The sequence below is a fragment of the Flagellimonas sp. HMM57 genome (assembly GCF_021390175.1).
Classification (GTDB): domain Bacteria; phylum Bacteroidota; class Bacteroidia; order Flavobacteriales; family Flavobacteriaceae; genus Flagellimonas.
On record NZ_CP090004.1, the window covers coordinates 1,073,358 to 1,094,501 of the forward strand.

A 21,144-nucleotide genomic window follows, 5' to 3' on the forward strand; every position below is an offset into this window, starting at 1 on the left:
TTATTTCAGGATGTTGCTTTCAATTCTAATTCAACTTCTTTTTCTTCCATGATCTTCTTGTCCAGTTTTGGGGCAATGAACATGAATACCATCCCTGCATACATCAATATACAAGTTGGAAACTGTCCAAAAATTCCATTACCGTAGGAAGCGGCCATAATACCGAACATACCGCATACCAACGCTGCAATCTGTCCTTTTAGCCAGCCGTCCCGTATTTTGTACATTACATTGTATGCGCCTGTAATCAGTACAAAAAAGAGTATGAACAAATGTAAATAGAGACCAACGATACCTGTGTCCGCCCATACTGCCACAAACCAACTATCTGTTGCTGTGTTCGCCAGAAAAGTATTTGGCGAAAAACGTTTCCCCCAGTTCCCTGTAGAACCTATACCACCTCCAAAAGGTCTAGAAGCCAGATATCCTTTTAACTTGGCCTGGTTCTCCAACCGTACTTGTAACGAGGCATCGTTAGGGTCGAACGCAGTTCGCATTCTTCTTATCTGATCGTTATCGTTACCTATGGTAGTATATTTAAAGAAAACAAAAACACTTATTCCCACGAGCGCTCCGAGGACTATGCTTGGAATATGTTTTCTAATAATGAGGAACATCACACCACCGGCAGCGGGAACAGCAATTGCTCCACGAGTTCCAGAAATCATCATGCCTAAAAGACCTGCCAAACAAACTATTGCGCAAAAAATCTGAAATCTTCTGTTTTTTGCAAATAGTGTAAGTACACCAAAAACAACCCCTGTATGGCCCTGTGCAGCACCAAACTGACCTGCATCAGAGTAGAAAGAAAATATCCTCAGTTTTCCAAAGAGTATATGTGTAACATTACCTCCTGCATCTAACCATGCTTGTTCAAAAGGGTCAACACCAAAAATTAACTGCTGCATACCTTTGGTCGTTGCCAAAAGCGACAAAACGCCCCAAATAATAAAAAACAACTGGAGGTCTTTCGGTTTGTTGAAAAGAATGAAAACCAGCGGTATAAACAACCACATGTACAAGGAGAGTCCACGCATGGCATAAAACCAAGCGGCCACACTAACCGCCTCTGGATTAACAATCTGAAAAATAGCATATCCAAACCAAAGCGATGCCAAAATGGTCAATTGAGAACTGGCCCTGTTCCAAGGAACCTTTATTCTGAAAGCCTTAAAAAAAAGAGCCAGATACATTAGCACCATTAGACCGTCCATAAGCAAACCCCATGTCATTGGTATATATCTGCCTATGCCCAATACAAAAAAATTGAAAATGAGTACGGTTATCACTCCTATTCTTGGATTTACAAAGAGTGCCCCTAAATACACTATTGCAAATGGAAGAACCATTACCCCAATACCTGCTACCAGTCCTTTTGTCGCTGTAAGATGAGCCGTAGTAATTACTACTGATAAGAGCACCAAAACAGGAAGTGGTTTTTTTAAGTAGTCCGATCCATATGTTTTATTGAACGGATTCATTAGCTCAAATGCGTTTTTAGGTTTTTGAGAAATGATAAACTTTCAGAAACTATTTGTGTGCTTTTAATTTGAATTTCTCTTTTTAAATAATAGAACCCAAGAAATATTCCCACTGCTGTAAAAAGTACCGTACCTATTGCTACGGCCACCAAGCTTTTAAATACGAACACGGCCAATATGTTTAAAACAATATTGGCAAAAGTCATTACCAATACCTTGTACAAATTAAGTTTGGGTTGGTTGATACTATCCAATAACACCCCTGTAAAACGATCTATGGGCAAGAGCATAATATATACCGTAAACACCCTGAAGATCAAAGTAAGTAAAGGCAATGAATCCATATATTCCTTTCCTCCAAGGAAGAGAACCATATATTCAGCAAATGCAAAACTTACTAAGGCCACAGGGAAAAACAATAGCGTAATAATGCCTACATACGAGTAGAAAATCTTCTTTACTCCTCCTAAATCCCCTTCTATGGACTTTTTGGACATTCTGGGATAGGCGGTCATGGCAAAGCTGTGCAAAGGTATTCCCAAAAGATCCGTCAACTTTAACGGAATGGCATACATGGCGATACCGGCAGAACCTAAAAATGGACTCATTCCAATGATAAACGTATCCGAACTTTTTAAAAGACTAGAACTCACCAAAGTTCCCATGGAGTACTTTCCAAAATTCACCAATTCTTTTTCAATGGATTTTTTAGTCTTTCCCACATAAAATAACCCATCCCAATATTTAACGGAACACCAAATACTCGAAATGGCGTTGACCAAAATATTTATCCAAACAATTTCCAAAAGGCCAAGATTCAACCAGAATTGATTTAAAACAAGAAATAGGCAAAACAGTCCTACATTGGAAAGCCTTACCAACATCATCCGCTTGAAATTTTGCTCTGATTGAAAGAGGGCCATTGCATTGTTCCAACTTAGATTGGAGAGCGCCAAAAAAGGATAGTATAAAAGAAACAAGCTGTAGCCATTGTTTATCTCGATAGTATTTAATTCAAAAAAGACAAAAATTGACCAACACAAGAATGTCAATATTCCTAAAAGGACAATATTTATTTTGAATGTAGCACCGAGTATTGTTTTGCATTTATTAGTGTCGGCTCCGGAAAGTAATCGCACAGAAGATGTTCGGGTCAATCCAAAACGCAAGAGATCTACAAAGGTGGCCAAGGTTATAAATAATACCCACTCTCCAAACAGTTCTTTGTTCAATTGCCGGGTCAATAGCATAAAACTCAACAATCCTAAAAACGCAACGCTCACGTTGGCCATTAAGGAGGATAGATTCTTTTCTTTGCCAATATGTTTCAATCTTCCCAACATTAGGCCACGGATTTTTTATTAAAAAAACGAAACTGTACCATCTTTTTAATCCAGCTACGGATCAATGATCTTTTCTTTGGAAGTTCGCCCACAACGGTTTCCATCTCCAATACTTTTACACCATTGAGAATGATGGTGGGTTCGGGTCCTGTAGTTGCTTCTTTGAAAAGGTTCAATGCATTTTTGTCCGCTTCTCCCCATGCCCTGTTCGCTCTTGTGACCAAAAAAGTGTAATCCATGGTAGAGGCCAGCTTTACTGGAAAAGGATTCTTTATAATACTGGGGATTTCCAGTATGATAAAGTCAAAGCTGTTAAAATCTTCGATGCTTTTGTCAACATCAAAATCTTGGACATTGGAAATCTTATAAAGCTGATCGCTCACGCCATAAAGAATCTTATGGTAGCATTCGCCCATCAATCCCAAATCCTCATCATCATAGGTAACATGTAATGTTCTATAATCGAGCTCGCACAATTTAGCGATCAAATGTTTGCAAATAAACGTTTTCCCTTCATTCTCCTGTGTTGAAAAAAGCATATTGATTACTGGCTCACTTTCCTTTTCTTTCTTATACTGATTCAGAATAATATTCCTGGAAATTGCATTAACAGCTTTATTTTGGAGGTACTCGTAGTCTATTTTATTGTTTTTATCGCTAATGACCGGAAAGATTGATGAAACCTTTAATTCTATCTTATCTGCGGCACGTGTTGCCGTATTGATGTTTCCGTCCAAAAGTTCCAGGACAAGTATTGTAGCTGCTACCAAAACAAAACCTACCATTCCCGCCACAATGACCAACAGCATTCGTTTGCTCGGTTTTGGACTTATAGGAAAATATGGAACTTCAGTAAGTTTGATATTCGATTTTAACTCTACATTCTGTTGCCTTAGTTTTGCCAGCCCTAGACTATGTAACAGACTTAAATATTCCCGCTCCGCTATATCTATTTTACGCTCCAAACGCTTCATCGTAGCACCTAAAGGTGAAAATTCCTGATATAACTTTTCAAACTCTTTGCGCTTTTCGTCCATGACTTTTAACTGCGCCTTAGTTCCTTCGTAATCTATTGTATTTTGTAGCCAATCCGCTAAAACACTGGTCGATGCCAAACTTTTATTGTCATAATCCGTAACATAGAGCGTATCAATATTCTCTGCCATTTGTTTTTCTATTGCGGCTATCTTTTCCATTTTTAGAGCCGCTTCTTTCGCTTTTTTATTCTGGATAGTGGAATCGGACTCAATCCCCAACGTTAACATGGACACATCAAAACTTAGGCTTGACAACTCTTTTCTCAGTCCCATTACACGTTCGCTGGATACTCGCTTTAGTTCATGCGTTTTAAGTTTTGATTCCAAAATATCCAGAACAGCCTTAGCTGCATTGTGCTGTCTGAACACTTCTAAGTATTTTATTTCAAATTCTTCCTTCTCCGCAGCTATATGCTTGGTCTGCTCGTAGTAATTGATGATGTTATTGCTTTGGTTAAATTGCAGCAACTCATCTTCTGCCCCTCTCAAACTAATCGTGGATTTTCCCAATTGACCTTGAAAGTATTTTACAACGGCATCAGATTGATTGACCTTTATATCCGCATTAAGCTCCACAAAGACTTCACATAGAATGAGTAAAGTATTTTGGCATATTCCTGGGTCTTCGGATTCAAATTCGATATCGACAAAATCACTGTTTGAAATTCGCCTTAATCCAACACGACCATTGATCTTTTCTATACTATAGTCTGGATGGTCAAGATTAATAAGCTGATAGATGTAATTGGTATGATTGGACTCCTTCAGTTTTACAAAGTTTTCAAAAGTCTTTTCGACATCGCCCTTGACCACTAAATCTTTCACTTCTTCGGGAACGGATTCCATCAATCTTTGATATTTTTCCCTCGAAATAATTTTAATGTCCGCACTGTCCAACACCATATGTTGGGTAAACAATTTTAGTCCTACAATTTCTATTGTCGTTCTTGCCTTGATAAGGTTGAGCAAATTATCATAGGCAGTGTTGGTGGCCCTAAAATCTATTTTTGTGTTTTCCAGCTCTATATTAGACCCTGTTGCTATACCTGTATATACACGCGCTTTGGAATTATAGACCTTTGGTTCGTCTTGTGTCAAATAAAATACCAGGGAAGCCAGAATGATTGGCATAGCAATCAATAAGCCTGCATGCCTTAATAAAAGGCGAACAAAAAATAAGAGGTTAAACTTCATTATTAAATATTCAAATCTGCTCCAATAACACTCTCTAATGCCATTACCGAAGAAATAAACTCTGAACGCTGTAGTTCAAAATTCATGGTTGCCTGGTTCATCATCTGCTGTAAACGGGTATATTCGGTAACGTTTATAATACCGCTTGCAAAATCCTTCTCGGCACGTATGGATTGAACCCTGAAATTATCCACAATAGAACCTGAAATAAAAAAGAGTCGATGTGTTTTGAGCAAGTCATTGTACAACTCCACCACTTTTTGCTCCAATTCCACCTCAGCTACCTGAGTCTCAAATCGTGCCTTTTTTGCTTCCCCTTTTGCGCTTTTTATCCTCGCTTTTCTATTGACCAATGCAGATAAGGGCATACGCAGTGAGACCCCAACATTATACCTACTTTGTTCTGTGGAGAAAAGGGTTTGACTTTGAGGGTCGCCTGCAATCTGCTGGTTGCTAAGGTTGTCAAAGATGCCATAGTTATAACCAGCCTCAAGATTTATGTATTCCAACCAAGCCCTTTGCTCTGCGGATACGACGCCATCCCTATATTCCTGCTCTGATACGGTAACCTTTATAAAAGGGGAATAGTCCTTGGCCATTGCTATAAGGCTGTCTATGGAAGGTAAGCTTTTACTGATATCATTCTCCTTAAGCCCTTTTTCAATAAAATCATTTATGGCTTGACTATATGAAAAACCGCAAAGTAACACTGCCAATGTAAAGATGAACTTACTCCTTCGCATTATACATTCTCTTTTTGAAATACCGCCCTGAATGTTCTAAGTACTATCCACATATCTATCAAAAAAGCATTTTTGCTATTCGCGTATTCCACATATTTTATGTCCAATGTTTTTCGTTCTTCAGGCGACATTTTAGAACTCCTGCCCCTAGCTTCAACTTGCCACAGGCCTGTTATTCCCGCAGGTCCATTAAACCTATCTGTCCATTCGTCTGTCGTTAACATTTCTGCTTCGTATAAAGGCAATGGTCTGTTACCTACAATGGACATATCTCCTTTTAACACGTTTATCAATTGTGGTAGTTCATCAATACTTAGTTTTCTAATGATTTTTCCCACCTTAGTTATTCTAGGGTCATTATCAAATTTTACAAAAGCACTTTTAGCACTTTCTTTTCTCTTGTTATTATGAAAACTTTCATTCACTTCGGTGTCATCACCAAAAAGCACAGTTCCTTTGAACTCATAATCGTCCTCCACTATATTTTCTTCTTCTGATTGAGCCTGATCTTCGTGTACGTATTGGTTTAGATGCTGAAATTCTTTTAGGCGCTTATCTGCATCGGGATACATGGACCTTAGTTTGTAAAAATCAAAAATCTTATATCCCGTTCCCACCCTTTTTGAAATATAGTAGACCTTTCCTTTTGACTCTAATCGAATCGCTATAATGAACAATAGCAAAAAAGGAGACCCTAGAAGTAGCGCAGTCCCTGCTACGGCAATGTCGAAGGTTCGTTTCCAAAAACCTATCTTGTATTCCTTTATCGACCCTTTTGGAATCAAGATTTTCTCTTTGTTAAGGTTAGTCTTAAGTTCTTTTAAAAACTGGACCCTATCCAAAATATTTGAAGTAGAAATCGGTTGTACGTAAAAATCATCTATTCCATTCTTGACCGCTTCTGATAAGTCTGCCTTATTACGATTTTCGGCCACAAGAATAAATGGAATGGAAGGTTGCTCCACAAATTTCTCACGTAACGTTTGGTGAAATGCTATACCTGACTGCCCCGGAATCTGTTTTTCACAAATAACGGCATCCACTTCCTTGTTTTTCTCCAACCAATTTATTGCCAAAACAGCGTTCTTGGTTACATTAAAATCCACTTTATCGCTGCATTCCAGAAATTGATCAACCATTTTCTGGTTTGCTCCTACATAGAGAATACAAAGTTTTTTATCAGATACAATTTCCATAATATTAAGCTCGTATAAGTAGTTTTTCTACACGAATTAACAGCTCTTCTGGATTAAAAGGTTTTACCAGATAGTCGTCAGCTCCTAATTTTAGACATTGGATACGATCTGCGCTACTGTCCCTACAGCTCAATACAATGATTGGTATGTTGGAGAAATACCCGCTTTCTTTTACTTTTTTAATGAGTTCGAAGCCATCCATTTTGGGCATTTCCAAATCTGTAATTATTAGGTCTGGAATGTTTCCTTCTTGCATCCATGCCAATGCCGCCAAACCATCTTCCATCGTAGTGACATCATATGATTGACCCAGAAATTGTGATACCAAATCACTTAGTGATTGTTTATCGTCTACTACCAGTATTTTCATATTATATTTATTTTATACTATTGTAATCCTAAACATATGTGAAAAGTAGGTTAAATATTACGTATTAATAATTCATTGTTGTAAAACAAGAGGAGGGTGTTGTAAGTTGTTGTTTCTTGTAAGTAATGTCTTTAAGTTATAGCTGCTTACCATGACCCGCTAAAAACCGAGGTATAAGTACACTTTTTAGAGAATTGTATACCTCTAAACTTTCCAATCAATAAACATTGTGATTATTCTGATAACAGAAGGAAACGATTGTTATCCATTGCCGTTAAAAAAACTATTCAGAGATTCCTTCTACTTGAAGTTCTTCATAGGTTTTTTGCATTGCTTTTTTACTCGGCATGTATTTTTGATTACAAAATGGGAAAGGTTTTGCAGGTTCTCTTTTTGGGGGCAAAGCGGTATAAACATCTACCGGCACAAATTGAAATTGACCAGACTGGTACAGTTTTATGGCCAACATCCCATCATCGCAACCAGATACGGCCCGTAAATCTGTTTCATATCCAATAGGAAGAACGGAATCTCTTCTCATAGCCATACATACCGCTCTTATATGCTTGATTTTCAAAACAAATCCTTGGGATAACTTCCATCTAAAATAGAAGTTCTTCAAAGAGTTCCTAAGTTTCATTCTTAGGGATAACTGAAAATCATTTTCATAGCTTTTGGAAACGGAGTAGCATAGCACCAGATTTTTGTTCCTGAAAAATGGAAGTGCCATTTTATCTATATAGTAGGGGTCATAGATAGAATCTGGATCCATACTACAAATGATCTCACCTTTGGCTTCTTCCAATCCTTTCTGTCGTGCAAACGTTATTCCTTGCTGTCTTTGGCTTACAACTTTGGCGCCGAGCTGTTCTAAAATTGATAAGGTTTCCTTATCCGCATTGTTTTCCACGAATATCACTTCGTAAGGAATAATGGTCTTTAGATTAGCCAAGGAAAGTATATGTGCTACCAATGTTTCTTTTGCCCTATAGACGGGCACTACCAAGCTTACCGTTGGTTTTTGTACAGCATCCAATAACTCAAAATATGAAATCAGTTTATTGAAATCAGTATCATTCAAGTGTTTTGGTTCAATTCCAAAATAAGGGCTATACGCTGTTACTTTCATTTTTGAGCTTTGGAAGATTTTGATATTATACGCGATCCTTGCTGAGGATATAATTGGTTTGCGTAACATTCATAATCTCTTGAATATTCATATTTTGTCTACCAATCAACGAAACAACTTTGTTCTGTTTTACCGACTTTAAATACAGTTTTTCAAAGAAATGTGCTGCCGCGGAATCCAGGAAAGTTATATTTTCCAAACTGATTACAATGCTCTCATGTTTCTCTAGAATTGAATCAAAATAAGAATTTAGAGCACCTATATGCTGCGTGGTAACTTTACCAAAAATCTCAAAAATTCCTCGGTTTTCTTTTATTTCTAATGACATATGCTAAGTAGATTAATATGTTACTGCTATCTTTTTAGCATTTTCAAAAAAGCGTCTATTTATATTAACGTGTAAGAATTGAAATATTGTAGTATTTTTCTTTCTTTCTATAAAAGATTAAGACGTTGCATCAATTCTGGTCTGTTAGACCTGCTAATGGGTATTACACTTTTTTCTATGAGAACACTGTTATCCTGTATGTCGATTATTTGTGTAAAATTGATGATATAAGATCGATGAATTTGAAGAAATCTTGATTCTGGCAGTTTCTCTTTTATTTTTTTGAGCGTAGAATGCACTCTATATCGTTGGTTTTGAGTCAGTATTTCTATATAATCCCCTTTGGCCTCAATCAGCAGAATGTCCCTAAATTTTAATTTGATGAGTCGCCTATCTATATTTATGAACAAATCTTCGTCTTCACTTTTAGCAGCGTTGATCTCTAACTGTTCTTGTTCAGATTTTTTAAAGGCATTCTCCAATTTTACAGCACATTTTTGAAATCGTTCATAGGTTATGGGCTTTACCAAATAGTCTACGATGAACTCATACCCATAGGCTTCGATAGCAAAATCTTTATCGGATGTTGTAAGTACGATTTTAGGTGGATCGTTAACGGTCTCGATAAAATCGACGCCAGTAAGTTTTGGCATATGAATATCCAGAAAAATTAAATCTACCTGTGTATGCTTTAAGAACTTTAAGGCCTCTAAAGCATTTGGGAGTTCAGCAACAACTTCCATTTTTGGAATTGTTTTACAAAGCGCCGTAACTATGGCCCTTGCACTTGCTTCGTCATCTACAATTATACATTTCACCTTACGCCAGTTTTAAAACAAAATCTTCAACTACCTGTAATACTTCGTCAAACTCTTCTTTGAGTTGTATATCTCCACGCTTTAGGTCTTCTTCATACTTTACTGCTAATCTATAGCTAGTGTTAAGTCCTAGAATACCCAATTTGTGTTTTATCTTATGTATGATTTTTGCAGATTCTTCTAGATTGTCCACTTTTAAAAAATCTAGATATTCCTGCTTCTCTTTTGGAAACTCTGTTTGTATAATGGTCAAAAATTTCTTTTCAAACTCTTCGTTTCCTCCAGAGATTTCTTTTATATAGTCAAGGTTGGGTTGTTCAGTCATTATGGGGGTTTTTAATAGTAAAAAAGAACGTACTGCCCATTCCTTCTTTTGAGGAGAGCCAGATATCACCTTTGTAATAATTGATTATTTTCTTAACCAGAGCCAGTCCAATACCAGTTGTATCGGCATTATTTTCCAGTTTTTTGAACATGTTAAAAATTCCGGCCTGCAAGTGTTTTGGTATTCCTTTGCCATTATCGGTTACGCTGAATAACCATCCGTCATCTTGTTCTTTGACATCTATGAGAACTTGTCCATATTTTCGGTGTTCTGTGGCAGCTATGGCATTGGTAATAAGGTTTTTGAACAGTTGTTCCAGCCTATATTTCCCTGTAAACAATTTGGGCATATCCTTACTTTTCTTTATGGATATGTTCTTTGGTATGAATGTGGTCTCTTGTATTTCATCCAGTAAAAGATTCAAGTCGATTATCTTAGCACTTTCCTCAACGGAATCTATTGTTGAGTGCCTCATAATACCATCTATCAAGCTATCCATTTTAGACAGGTTCTTAAAAATAAGCTGCACATTTTCACTATTGTGTTCTTTGAATTCATCTTTGGCATCTTCAAAAACCCAGCTTACCAACGAGTGCACGTTTCGTATTGGGGATTTCAAGTCATGAGAGACCATATGCGCATAATTGTTCAGTGATTCATTTTGCTGTTCAAGATTTTTTAACAGTACATCTTTTTCTGAAGTAACCTTGGCTATCTTCTGGGTTTGCCTTTCTAGATCCGTTATAAGTTTTTTAATGTCAAAATCTTGTTCGGTATTGATTTTCCCATTCTTCTTATGCTGTATGGTTACAATTGCTTTTTTTAATGTTTCAGCTATTTCATGTTGGCTTTTGACTTCTTTGCCCAATCGTTCATCATACTGCGAATATGATTGGCTAACTGCATCGATAAATGCTTCCATTCCCGGATGTTCTTTTAGGTCTTTGGAGAGAAGCTTTTTCATTTGTTTTTTTAATAAAGAATGCATTTATCTATTCAATGGGTTAAAAGGTAATTTTAGGTTCCTTTGTGTGTTTTTATATTATTTCTTAATGTTAAGCTCTTTCTTTAAAGTGAAGAAAAACGTTGTCCCTTCTCCAATTTCACTTTCCAACCAAACCTTTCCGTTATATCTGTCAATAATTTTCTTAACGATGGACAGCCCTATTCCGGTCGACCTTTCATTGTTTCCAATGGATTGAAAAATTTGAAAGATTTTTTCATGGTATTCTTTCGGTATGCCTACGCCATTATCTTTTATGCTAAATTCCCAAGACTTGGAATGTTCCTTACAATCCACTTCCACCAGGCCTTTCTTTTTATCAATATTGACCACGGCATTACTCAAAAAGTTTTGGAACAATTGATGAATTTTCGTTTTGTCCGCTTTAATTATCGGCAGCTTCTTTTTGGTTTTGATCGTAACGTTTTCAGGGATGTAAATAATTTCCTTTATTTCTTGGATAACCTCGTTTACGTCGACTTCGGTATGGTCCAAAACATCATTATTGACCGTAGAATACTTTAAAATTCCACTGATGAGTTTATCCATCCCTTCAATTTTTTCCTGCATCATCTTCAGGTTATAGCGCCCGCTTTCGTCCAAAGATTCTTTATAATCATCATATAGCCATGTAGCTAGGGCACTTACGCTTCTTAGCGGTGATTTTAAATCATGTGAAACAATATGGGCATATTCCTGTAGCCCTTTATTACTGGCTTCCAACTCGGTTAAAAGAGTCTCTTTTTGCAGTTCTAGGTTTTTTTGCCCGGTGATATCCAAATGAATGCCTATAGATCCAATTATATTACCGGCATCATCATACCTTGGGGCTCCACTAACCAACCAAAATCGCTTCTCCCCGTTAGCTATCTTAACAGCAACTTCATAAGAATCGGAGATACCTTCTTCATGATTCTTGTTATGCAGTTTCAATTCTTCGGTTTCTTCGCTCAAGATCGGTATGGCCTCATACACATTTTTACCAATTAGATCATTTGAAGAATACCCTACCATATCGCTGAAGCTATGATTGACCATTAAAATATTCCCATCGCTGTCTACCTCGACAAGACCAAGATTCATATTAGCTATAATACTCCCGTACTTTTCTTTTTGAACTTCTAAATTCTTCCTATAGTTTTTACGTAGCGTAACATCGCTATAGCTCCATAAATGTCCTTGATATTCTCCATTATTGAACAATGGAATGTAATCACGTTCAAATGTTCTTCCGTCCAAAAGCTCCATCTCATCGGCAGTCACCACTTCCTTTTTATCCACAACATGGTTTATTCGTCGTATGGCAGTATCTGGTTCCAAGAACAGTTTTTTGTACTTGTGAATAGCTTTCTCCGCATTGAGTCCCTTTAATACATGTGGTGGAACAGGTATGTCAAAAAGGTCACAGAACTTTTGATTGGCCAAAACGATTTTCCTGTTCTGATCTTCCAATAAAACCCCTGTTTGTAGGTTTTTTATCAAGCTCATCAACCTTTCTTCCGAAGCCCTTACTTTTTCTTCCGATATTTTCTCATATGTGATGTCCTCTATCATGGCAACGCTATATTCTATATTCCCATTTGCATCCAATACGGAACTCATGGATGTTTTTCCGTAAAGTGTTTCACCGCTCTTCTTATAGAATTTTCTAACTATAGAGAATTTTTTGTTGTCGCTTTCTAAACTTTTCTGCATCAAGTCTTTATAAAGACTACTGTCTTCCAATGATGAAATATCGTTGATGGTCATTTTTTTCAACTCTACTTCTGAATACCCCAAAAGGTCAATAAATGATTTATTGGCCTTTATTATTCTTTCATTAACGATCAATAGTATTCCCAAAGAAGAATTCTCAACAATAATATCTTGTTGTTTTTTCTGGTTTTCTAGAAGTTTTCTTATTTCTACTTCTTGGGTAATATCTCTTATAACACCTTGGGCAGCTATTGGATTTCCATCTTTATTATAAACAAGACTTGCGTTGATATTTACAAATTTTTCTTCTTGAGACTTTGTCAATATTTTGGCCGTGTAATTTTTTAAGATTCCAACTTGTAGAAGCGTCTGGAAAGACTCTGCGGTATATTCCAGATAGTCTTGATGAACCAAGTCTTGAAGACATATTTTTTCTTTGGTATGGTCATATCCAAGAAACTCTTTTGCAGAGGTGTTCATGTTTATGACGTTGGACATCATATCCATCACCACATATGGGTCAATAATATTGACGAAAGCATTGTCTATACCTGTCCCGCCATCATTCAACAAAGTTTCCAAACGGCCATTTGCTTCTTTTAAGTGCAACGTGGCATCATAGAGTTCTTTTGCTTTATTTTCTAGCAAACTCTCAGCAGTTTTACGGGCTTTTTTCTCCCGTACAAGTGCACGTTTTAATATGGAAAGTTCGTTACTATCCGTGTTGGACGATCGCAAACTTGACTTCTGTTCCGTTTTCATTCATTAGTTTATAATCAACCTCTACTATTTTTTCAAAGTGTTCAAATGTTCTCACAATAAGTCCATGGGCCAGTGCATAAAGGCCTCTGGATGAACTATAAATCATTTCCAGGGAATTGTCTGTTTTTGAAAGCACCTTAAATTGAGGTAGTTCAGCATCCGGGTAGAGTTTTTTTACATGGATATGAATATGATCTTCTATGCTATTAAGAAGTCCCAATGGCGTTCTGTAACTCGAAACCACATCTGGATGTGCTTCCACTAGACCAACAAAAAGGTGATGTCCAAAGGAATACAATAGATTCTCTTGGGAAATTTCTTTTACTGTACTTAATTCAGCAATTAAACTTACCATTTCATTAAAATCGTAAGTTCCTACAGAAGTATAGGCCCCACCAGAGGGAAGATCACAATTCTCCAACAGGGAATCAACAGTCTCCAATCCATAAATAGATTCGACCATTTCCAAGAATTCGGTGAATACAATTCCTTTCATAACAAGATATTATGACTTAAAAGTAGGAATTACACTACCTGATATTAAAAATTATGTTGTGAAATCAGTTTTTTTGTTAGGCTTTGATTAGCTCACTAATCTCCCAATAATCAAAAACCTTCCTGAGTTTTGACTCGTAATCCTCATATTTTAAAGGTTTTATGATATATCCTGCGATTCCAATCTCAAAACACTTTAACAAATCCACACGATTTTCCGATGTGGTAAGGATTATAATAGGAAGGAACTTGAGTTTGTCATCAGCTTTTAAAATGGAAAGAAATTCTATTCCGCTCATTCTTGGCATATTAAGATCAAGCAAAACGATATCAGGTAAGCTACCTGTCTTTAATAAAGCTAAGGCTTCTTCTCCATTTTTAGCCTCAACGATTTTGTGCTTAGACTGAAACTTAGAAATCGCACGCTGCAATTTCATGGTTTCTATCATATCATCTTCTATGAACAGAACATTCATAACTTTTATCGTTTAGTATACAAAAATCCAAAAATACATTAAGAAAAAGATTACAATTTGGTTAAATTAGGAAAAACTATCGGTGAATGGTATACATCTTACGATAAATAATTGATTTATTGATCAAATCTATCTATAAAATAGCCAATTGTTCTTTTAAATTCTTGGTCAATTTTGAAACTACCAGATCATAGGAATGATCTACTAATTCCAAGATCAAGTTTGGTGGCAGGTTATTCAAAAGTAACGTATTCCAATGTTTCTTGCTCATGTGGTATCCTGGAATTATATCCCCATCATACTCTTCTCTTAGCATTACTGACTTTTCGGAATCACATTTTAAATTACACTGTGGAGGCATTCTTTCCAATGCCATCAAAGCGAACATTTTGCCCATTACCTTAAATACCAAAGTAACCTCATCAAAAGGAAACTCTTCTGTTACCCCTTTCTTTTGAATACAATAATCTCTTAGTTCTTCTATATTCATTTTAAATACCTTGAGAATCGTATACAATAACTTTCTCCCAAAGGTCCTTACATTCTTCAATAAAAATAAGATGTGCTTTTTCTTTCTGATATCCTTCTTGGGCTTCGGCAGATTCAAATGTTACGATCAATGAATACGTAAATGAACCATCAACAACATCTCTAGTGGCCTTAGGTGGTGTACCAATAAAATTTGTCTTTGCATACTTAGAGTTTTGAAGGAACGTTTTCAAAGATTTTTCAAACTGTGTTCTGTCTTTACTGCTTTCTGGGCTTTTAAGCCAAAAAAAGACAGTATGGGAAAAGGCTGGGTCAAATGTTCTCATAGTATCCTCAACTTGTGCAAAACTGGTTGCCGCAAAGCTTATCATCAGTAATATAGCAATAATTCCTCTTTTCATAATTTCTCTATTCTTCAATTGATTGTTTTTCTGTGTTTGTTATTTCCAAGGCCGAGTAATCCAATGTCCAATCTATGGTCTCAACAATTTTTTCTACCAGTAAAACAGCTTGCAAAGCCTCTTTTTTTGCAGTTGCCATCAATCCACTTTCTGGTATTTTTTGTTTTATGTGGTCTTTTGCCTCCAAATTCAATTTAGTAAGATCATCTGGAGAGAAACTATTAAAGAGTCCATTTTTTATATCATAAAATTGGAGGTCGGGCTCAATGGATAACACTTCAGGTTCGGGAAAATTAGCAAGAATAATTCGTTTGTTCTCAGTATCAGCTTTTAGGTCCAATTTCTTTAGGTCATACCCAATGTGCACTTTTGCTTTCACAACGATCAGCGCTTTTTTCTTGCTGCTTAAAAGGCTCATAAAACGTTCTTTGGTGTTCTCATAATGATAGATCTCTGCAAAATCCCCTTCTACGGAAACTAATTTGCAGACACTTTGTATTTTATCCAGCAAGACCGTAGACTGCTGTTTTGTGAGTTCTTTATTCTCTTTTTTTCTGAAAATAGAAAACAACCAATACATAAGTATTGCTCCCAGAACCAGCCCTAAAAAAGCTTCTATGATACTATCCATTTCTTAAATATATGAAGATTGCCGTTAACTCTTCATTGTATAATCTTGTACAATACAGGCCTACTCGGGCTAGCATCGTTCTCAAAAGGGGCCACTTGAAGGTTTAGAAAATAGCACCCATCTTCTATATCGTTGGGAACAAATATAAATTCTGTGATTGTAGCGTTCTGTCTCGATTGTCCTTTTGTATCCCAAAAAGCATGATGAGCCAAAAGCGCTCCCTCATCTTTTTCCTTGTCAACCGATGGAAGGTCTATGAGCAAATGCATGATTTCTTTTTTGACTAAAAAATGTATCGCTTCCTCTAACAAATACGGAGGGTTTGTATTGGAATACTGCATAGAACGCTTGTTTTCCAAATTTGGAATGGTCCTTATGATCAAAGCTTCTCTTTTCTTGTTTCTCAAAGCATATTTGAGCTGTTTTTCCGATATCACCATATCATCCCCTAATTTTTCTGGAGCGAACGTAATCACTTCTGCGAAGAAAAAAAATCGCTTTAAGTTTTCATTTACAGAATGAAAATCTGCAGTAATATGGCCTAAACATTCGGTATGCGTCACATGTGAGTGGGGGTTAAACCAAATGTTATTAAAATTAACGGCTGCACCTTCAGAAACTTTTCCAATGAAATCACCTTCTTGATGTGGTTCAATCTTTGGGGGACTTAGGTACCATGCATTTACATTGGTATCCGTACCAATTAACGGAATCGAAATATCCAATGGTTTGGATAAATCTATCTTAACATTTCTGGAACCATGTTTAACCGTTGCAATCATGATTCCAAATTAATCATAAATAAATCAGAGGCAATCCCATCGACCAGAAATTTTCCTTTTTTAGTAGCGATTAGTTTTTCCCCGTCCATAAAAAGTAAGTGCTTTGCTATATATTTTTCGGATTGTTGGTTCAAGTATTCTAAATATTTGGCTCCAAAATCTTCTTCTACCTTATTTAAAGAAACGCCCCAAATAGTTCGCAAGCCTGTCATCACGTATTCGTTATATTGATCTCTTTTGGTCAGCTTCTCAATCTCTAACGGAAGTTCCCCTTGCTGTAGTGCTTTTATATATTTTATGTTATTTCTGATGTTCCAACCTCTCCTTTTCCCATCAAAAGAGTGTGCCGATGGACCTATTCCAATATATTTTTTCCCTTTCCAATATGAGGTATTGTTTTTGGAAAAGAAACCCTCCTTACCAAAATTGGAAATCTCATAATTGACAAAATCATGCGCTTCTAGAGTATCTGCCAAAATATGAAACTGTTCCTGTGCTTGATCATCATCTACAGCATCCACAATTCCTTTTTCTATAAACTTTTTTAATGCAGTTCTGGGTTCTACGGTTAATGCGTAACTGGAAATATGGGGAAGTCCAAAAGAGAGGGCTTTGTCGATATTTGCCTTCCATCTTTTGTTGTCCATACCCGGAATTCCGTAAATCAAATCAATGGAAATATTTTGAAAATAACGTGTTGCCCTAGACAATGATTGAATTGCCTCGTTAGATGAATGCGCTCTGTTCATCAATTTTAAATCTTCATCAAAAAAGGACTGAATTCCAATGCTCAATCTATTGATAGGGCTTTCGGCCAGTTCCAGAATTTTATCATCCGTTAAATCATCTGGATTTGCTTCCAAAGTAATTTCTGGATTTTCAACAACAGTATAGTTGGTGTACACCGTTTTTATCAAATCGTTTATCTCAACAATCGTTAGAACTGAAGGAGTTCCACCACCAAAATAAATGGTCTCGACCAATTCATCCTTAAACTTATCCTTGCGCAATTCCATTTCTTTCTGAAGTGCCTTGACCATTGCTTCTTTCTTTCCCATTTGAGTAGAGAAGTGAAAATCACAATAGTGGCACGCCTGTTTGCAAAAGGGGATATGGATGTAGATTCCGCTCATTTAGTGAATTAGGGTTTAGGGTTTAGGGTTTAGGGTTTAGGGTTTAGGGTTTAGGGTTTAGGGTTTAGGGTTTAGGGAACATACTTTTTATTATTGTTAAACTCTTATGAAAATAACTTTCAAAAAAGCTGTTACATACTGATTACCAACTACTGGTTACTGACTACTGACCTCTAACTCCTATTTACCAATTTTCTTCGGATTCTGCTTCACGAACGCATCCCATCCAGTGTAATGTTTACCGACCTCAACCCTACCTTCGTTATAAAAATGACAAACCGCGGCAGCAAGTCCATCCGTACTATCCAAATTTTTGGGAAGGGTTTTTAATTTTAGCATGCTTTGAAGCATTTTGGCCACCTGTTCTTTGGTAGCATTACCGTTACCCGTGATGGCCATCTTAATCTTTTTGGGCATGTACTCCGTTATGGGCACCTGCCTAGAAAGTCCTGCGGCCATCGCAACGCCCTGTGCGCGACCCAATTTGAGCATAGACTGTACGTTTTTTCCGTAAAAAGGGGCTTCAATGGCAATCTCATCTGGATGGAATGTATCGATAAGTTCCAAGGTCCGCTCAAAGATCAGTTTTAACTTGGTGTAGGGGTCACTATACTTTTTGAGCATCAATTCGTTCATCTGAACAAAATGCATCTGTTTGTTGACTACCTTGATAATCCCAAAACCCATGACGGTCGTGCCCGGATCAATTCCTAAAATAATCTTTTCTGTAGCCAAATTTTTCAATTGGTATTTAGAACTATAGGAAGCCTAAATTTTAACGCAACGGGTATCCCTCTTTTTAATGCTGGAGCTACGGTCGTTAAATCATTTAACCTGTTGGATACTTTTGTATTAAAATCGCCTATTTCATTAAGTATTTCCGTGTTTTCCTCAACATTCAATATCGTGATAAATCCATGTTCATCGATTAAAAAATCAATATAGGTCGTATCGTTCAAGTCCCTTTCTACTTGAAATTGAAGTCCATCCATGGCCTTGGTAAAATACTCCATCATCACACTTTGGAAACAATCTCTTTGTGCTTGCTTTGTTGCGGTTTCATCACACTTTTCAAAAAGTGGATACTGGTCAACATCGTTCCAGTCGATTTCCAAGAGTTCTTTATTGACAATCTCTTGGGTCTTATCTTCTTTTGAGGTAAACAGTTCGCAAGAGGCAAGCAAACCAAAAAAACATAACACTAAAAACTTCCGCATACAGCCCCAAATATTTGGCTGAAATTACGATTTTTTGAAGAATCCGCCTTCAAAGTAAAACGTAAAACCCAAAGAATACTCTTTGGGTTTGATTCAAAATTGCCACCAAACAGAATATATGTTTCCTGTAAAGGTGTTACTGTAGCTTAAACGTTACGGGAATGGAAAAAGGAACACTTACATGCTGTCCATTGCTCTTTCCTGGTTGCATTCTTGGTAATTTCGAAATAATATCCGTAACCACATCTTCTAGTATTTTATCGGGACCTCTTGTTCTTATATCTTCAACAAAGCCTTCTTCCGTTATTGTAAAAATGACATTAACACGCCCTTCGATACCTTTATTTTGTGCTTCTTCTGGATAATAAAAATACTTTTTAATATGTGTTTGTATTTTTTCCATAAAACATAATCTGGTATCCGTAGCTCCCTCACAGCCCCTAAATATTGGAACTTCATCAATTTCTCCAAATGGAACCGAACTTTTAGAAGTTTGAGATGCGCGCATTGTAGCATCATCTTTTTCTACCTCCATTTTCTGTATCTTACCTTCATCTATATAAATCTTTACGGAATTACTACCATCTTCCGCTATTAAGGTTTGCGCAACATTCGTTTTCATCAATTCATCCACCACTTCATCTTGCCTATTCTTTTCGTCTTCGGTCATTGCATTTAAATCTTCCACCACCAGAAAGGTTTCATTGCCTTTCTTTTCAATTGAGCTTTCAATACTGTTCTTTTCACCTGTCCCGTTTTCACATGAGGTATATAACAACATTCCCATAATAATAGGTAGCAAAAACAGATACTTTAACTGATAAATTCGTTTTGATTTTGATTTTTGTAGCATGACTATTCGCTTTTTGATTAATGATTTTTTAAAAAATTGATTGACAAAACTGATGTTTTGGGTTTGAAACACTTCAGATAACAATATTTGGTACTGCTCTTTTTTATTGTGCTTGGAGACTTCTGAATCGGCAATAAACTCATGCAGTTCAGCAATTCTTTTTTGATAGAGATACACCAAGGGATTGAACCAAGAAATAATATGCATCAATTCAAAGAACAGTAAATCCAACGAATGCTTCTGCTCAATATGAACAAGTTCATGGGCAATAATGCTAGGGGTGTTTTCTTTAGAAACTTTTGCTCCTAAAAAAATATACTTGAAGAAGGAAAAGGCAAGTGCACTTTCGGCTACCACAACTTTAGTGTAATTCGTATGATAGCTAACCGCTCCTGTTTGTCGCAAACGATATAAACGAAATAGTTTAAATCCGAACCAAAATGTCATAAACAAGACCCCTATAAAGAAAATAAGATATCCCCATTCTGCTGGAGAGAGAAAAGCAGCTTCAGTATCAGTTGTTCCTACTTGTATCTCATTAAGTTGAAATACAAATTGTGTGTAATTTGAAAATTCCTCAGGAACGGTTGTTTTAAATGCCTCAATCGTAATCCAAGGCAACACAAGCGATAGCAAATAAGTACCTATCAAATACACCCTGTTCCATTGAAAAAAAGTTTCCCATTTTAAAAACAGGTCATAGATCAACAAAAAAACCAATTGAAATACCAAACACTCTAAAAAATACTGTATCATTCTTCCCCGTCCTTTATTTGTTTCATAATACTTTCCAATTCAGATAGACTAATGTCATTTTTCTGCATAAAAAAGGAAACCATACTTTTAAAAGAACCTTGAAAATAGCCATCTACCAGTTTATTGATGGATTGATTGCTGTAATCGGATTTCTTTACTAAAGGAAAATACAAATGGCCTTTTCCAACTTTTTCATGATCTACAAATCCCTTGTCCTCCAATATCCGCACTATGGTGGATACCGTATTGTATGCTGGTTTGGGTTCTGGCAATTCATTGATTATAGCGGCTACGTTACATTTTTCCAATCGCCACAACAGCTGCATTACTTCCTCTTCTGCTTTAGTAAGCTGTTTCATTATTGAACTAAGTTTTTAGTTTTATATAAAACAAATATAACTAAAATTTTAGTTTAAACTATTTTTTTAGTTAAAAACTAAATTTATTTTAAATATTCCTTGTAACATTAGATCCTTAATTTTGTCTT

At 36.4% G+C, this 21,144-nt stretch carries 23 protein-coding genes; all 23 read right to left on the reverse strand.

What is annotated here, in order from left to right:
* Positions 1-5: 5 nt before the first annotated feature.
* The 23 genes from LV716_RS04745 to LV716_RS04860 all read right to left on the reverse strand — a co-directional run bounded on the left by LV716_RS04745 (position 6) and on the right by LV716_RS04860 (position 21,016).
* A complete protein-coding gene (locus LV716_RS04745; RefSeq protein ID WP_163416633.1) occupies positions 6-1,481 on the reverse strand; it encodes an O-antigen ligase in 1,476 nt (491 codons plus the stop codon).
* The gene (locus tag LV716_RS04750; RefSeq protein ID WP_163416634.1) at positions 1,481-2,824 is read right to left on the reverse strand and encodes an oligosaccharide flippase family protein; all 1,344 of its coding nucleotides are present in this window, start codon (positions 2,822-2,824) and stop codon (positions 1,481-1,483) included. Before LV716_RS04750 ends, LV716_RS04745 begins: the two co-directional genes overlap by 1 nt.
* Entirely contained in the window at positions 2,824-5,055 is a 2,232-nt protein-coding gene (locus LV716_RS04755) for a hypothetical protein (protein WP_163416635.1), read from the reverse strand. Before LV716_RS04755 ends, LV716_RS04750 begins: the two co-directional genes overlap by 1 nt.
* 2 nt (positions 5,056-5,057) lie before the next feature.
* Positions 5,058-5,798 (reverse strand): TolC family protein, encoded by a 741-nt coding sequence (locus LV716_RS04760; RefSeq protein WP_163416636.1) that lies wholly within the window; start codon positions 5,796-5,798, stop codon positions 5,058-5,060.
* Complete coding sequence (locus tag LV716_RS04765) at positions 5,798-6,994, reverse strand: sugar transferase (RefSeq protein ID WP_163416637.1); 1,197 nt, start codon at positions 6,992-6,994, stop codon at positions 5,798-5,800. The genes LV716_RS04760 and LV716_RS04765 overlap by 1 nt, the downstream gene beginning before the upstream one ends.
* 4 nt (positions 6,995-6,998) lie before the next feature.
* Positions 6,999-7,364, reverse strand: a complete 366-nt coding sequence (locus LV716_RS04775) for a response regulator transcription factor (protein WP_163416638.1) — start codon at positions 7,362-7,364, stop codon at positions 6,999-7,001.
* A gap of 283 nt (positions 7,365-7,647) precedes the next feature.
* Positions 7,648-8,493 (reverse strand): glycosyltransferase family 2 protein, encoded by an 846-nt coding sequence (locus LV716_RS04780; protein ID WP_163416639.1) that lies wholly within the window; start codon positions 8,491-8,493, stop codon positions 7,648-7,650.
* A gap of 25 nt (positions 8,494-8,518) precedes the next feature.
* Positions 8,519-8,821 (reverse strand): STAS domain-containing protein, encoded by a 303-nt coding sequence (locus LV716_RS04785; protein ID WP_163416640.1) that lies wholly within the window; start codon positions 8,819-8,821, stop codon positions 8,519-8,521.
* A 107-nt stretch (positions 8,822-8,928) separates the two neighbouring features.
* Complete coding sequence (locus LV716_RS04790) at positions 8,929-9,639, reverse strand: LytTR family DNA-binding domain-containing protein (protein WP_163416641.1); 711 nt, start codon at positions 9,637-9,639, stop codon at positions 8,929-8,931.
* Position 9,640: 1 nt separating this feature from the next.
* Positions 9,641-9,964: an Hpt domain-containing protein gene (locus tag LV716_RS04795; RefSeq protein ID WP_163416642.1), complete on the reverse strand. Its 324-nt coding sequence runs from the start codon at positions 9,962-9,964 to the stop codon at positions 9,641-9,643.
* Positions 9,957-10,928, reverse strand: coding sequence for an ATP-binding protein (locus LV716_RS04800; protein ID WP_233759229.1), 972 nt, complete (start codon positions 10,926-10,928; stop codon positions 9,957-9,959). Before LV716_RS04800 ends, LV716_RS04795 begins: the two co-directional genes overlap by 8 nt.
* Before the next feature lie 78 nt (positions 10,929-11,006).
* Positions 11,007-13,424, reverse strand: a complete 2,418-nt coding sequence (locus LV716_RS04805) for a PAS domain-containing sensor histidine kinase (RefSeq protein ID WP_163416644.1) — start codon at positions 13,422-13,424, stop codon at positions 11,007-11,009.
* On the reverse strand, positions 13,378-13,920 hold the full coding sequence (locus tag LV716_RS04810; protein ID WP_163416645.1) for a heme NO-binding domain-containing protein: 543 nt from the start codon (positions 13,918-13,920) through the stop codon (positions 13,378-13,380). Before LV716_RS04810 ends, LV716_RS04805 begins: the two co-directional genes overlap by 47 nt.
* A gap of 76 nt (positions 13,921-13,996) precedes the next feature.
* Positions 13,997-14,395, reverse strand: a complete 399-nt coding sequence (locus LV716_RS04815) for a response regulator (RefSeq protein ID WP_163416646.1) — start codon at positions 14,393-14,395, stop codon at positions 13,997-13,999.
* Between the two features lie 133 nt (positions 14,396-14,528).
* Positions 14,529-14,885, reverse strand: coding sequence for an MmcQ/YjbR family DNA-binding protein (locus tag LV716_RS04820; protein ID WP_163416647.1), 357 nt, complete (start codon positions 14,883-14,885; stop codon positions 14,529-14,531).
* A 1-nt stretch (position 14,886) separates the two neighbouring features.
* On the reverse strand, positions 14,887-15,285 hold the full coding sequence (locus LV716_RS04825) for a Dabb family protein (RefSeq protein ID WP_163416648.1): 399 nt from the start codon (positions 15,283-15,285) through the stop codon (positions 14,887-14,889).
* Positions 15,286-15,292: 7 nt separating this feature from the next.
* Positions 15,293-15,916 carry a DUF4230 domain-containing protein gene (locus LV716_RS04830; protein ID WP_163416649.1) on the reverse strand — a complete coding sequence of 208 codons (624 nt, stop codon included), beginning with the start codon at positions 15,914-15,916 and terminating at the stop codon, positions 15,293-15,295.
* 32 nt (positions 15,917-15,948) lie between these two features.
* Complete coding sequence (locus LV716_RS04835; RefSeq protein ID WP_163416650.1) at positions 15,949-16,698, reverse strand: cyclase family protein; 750 nt, start codon at positions 16,696-16,698, stop codon at positions 15,949-15,951.
* Entirely contained in the window at positions 16,695-17,831 is a 1,137-nt protein-coding gene (gene hemW, locus LV716_RS04840) for a radical SAM family heme chaperone HemW (RefSeq protein WP_163416651.1), read from the reverse strand. The genes LV716_RS04835 and hemW overlap by 4 nt, the downstream gene beginning before the upstream one ends.
* A gap of 180 nt (positions 17,832-18,011) precedes the next feature.
* Positions 18,012-18,566: a crossover junction endodeoxyribonuclease RuvC gene (ruvC, locus tag LV716_RS04845; RefSeq protein WP_163417869.1), complete on the reverse strand. Its 555-nt coding sequence runs from the start codon at positions 18,564-18,566 to the stop codon at positions 18,012-18,014.
* A 5-nt stretch (positions 18,567-18,571) separates the two neighbouring features.
* Positions 18,572-19,048, reverse strand: coding sequence for a hypothetical protein (locus LV716_RS04850; RefSeq protein WP_163416652.1), 477 nt, complete (start codon positions 19,046-19,048; stop codon positions 18,572-18,574).
* Positions 19,049-19,184: 136 nt separating this feature from the next.
* Positions 19,185-20,657: a M56 family metallopeptidase gene (locus LV716_RS04855; RefSeq protein ID WP_163416653.1), complete on the reverse strand. Its 1,473-nt coding sequence runs from the start codon at positions 20,655-20,657 to the stop codon at positions 19,185-19,187.
* Positions 20,654-21,016, reverse strand: coding sequence for a BlaI/MecI/CopY family transcriptional regulator (locus LV716_RS04860; RefSeq protein WP_163416654.1), 363 nt, complete (start codon positions 21,014-21,016; stop codon positions 20,654-20,656). The genes LV716_RS04855 and LV716_RS04860 overlap by 4 nt, the downstream gene beginning before the upstream one ends.
* Between the last annotated feature and the right edge of the window lie 128 nt (positions 21,017-21,144).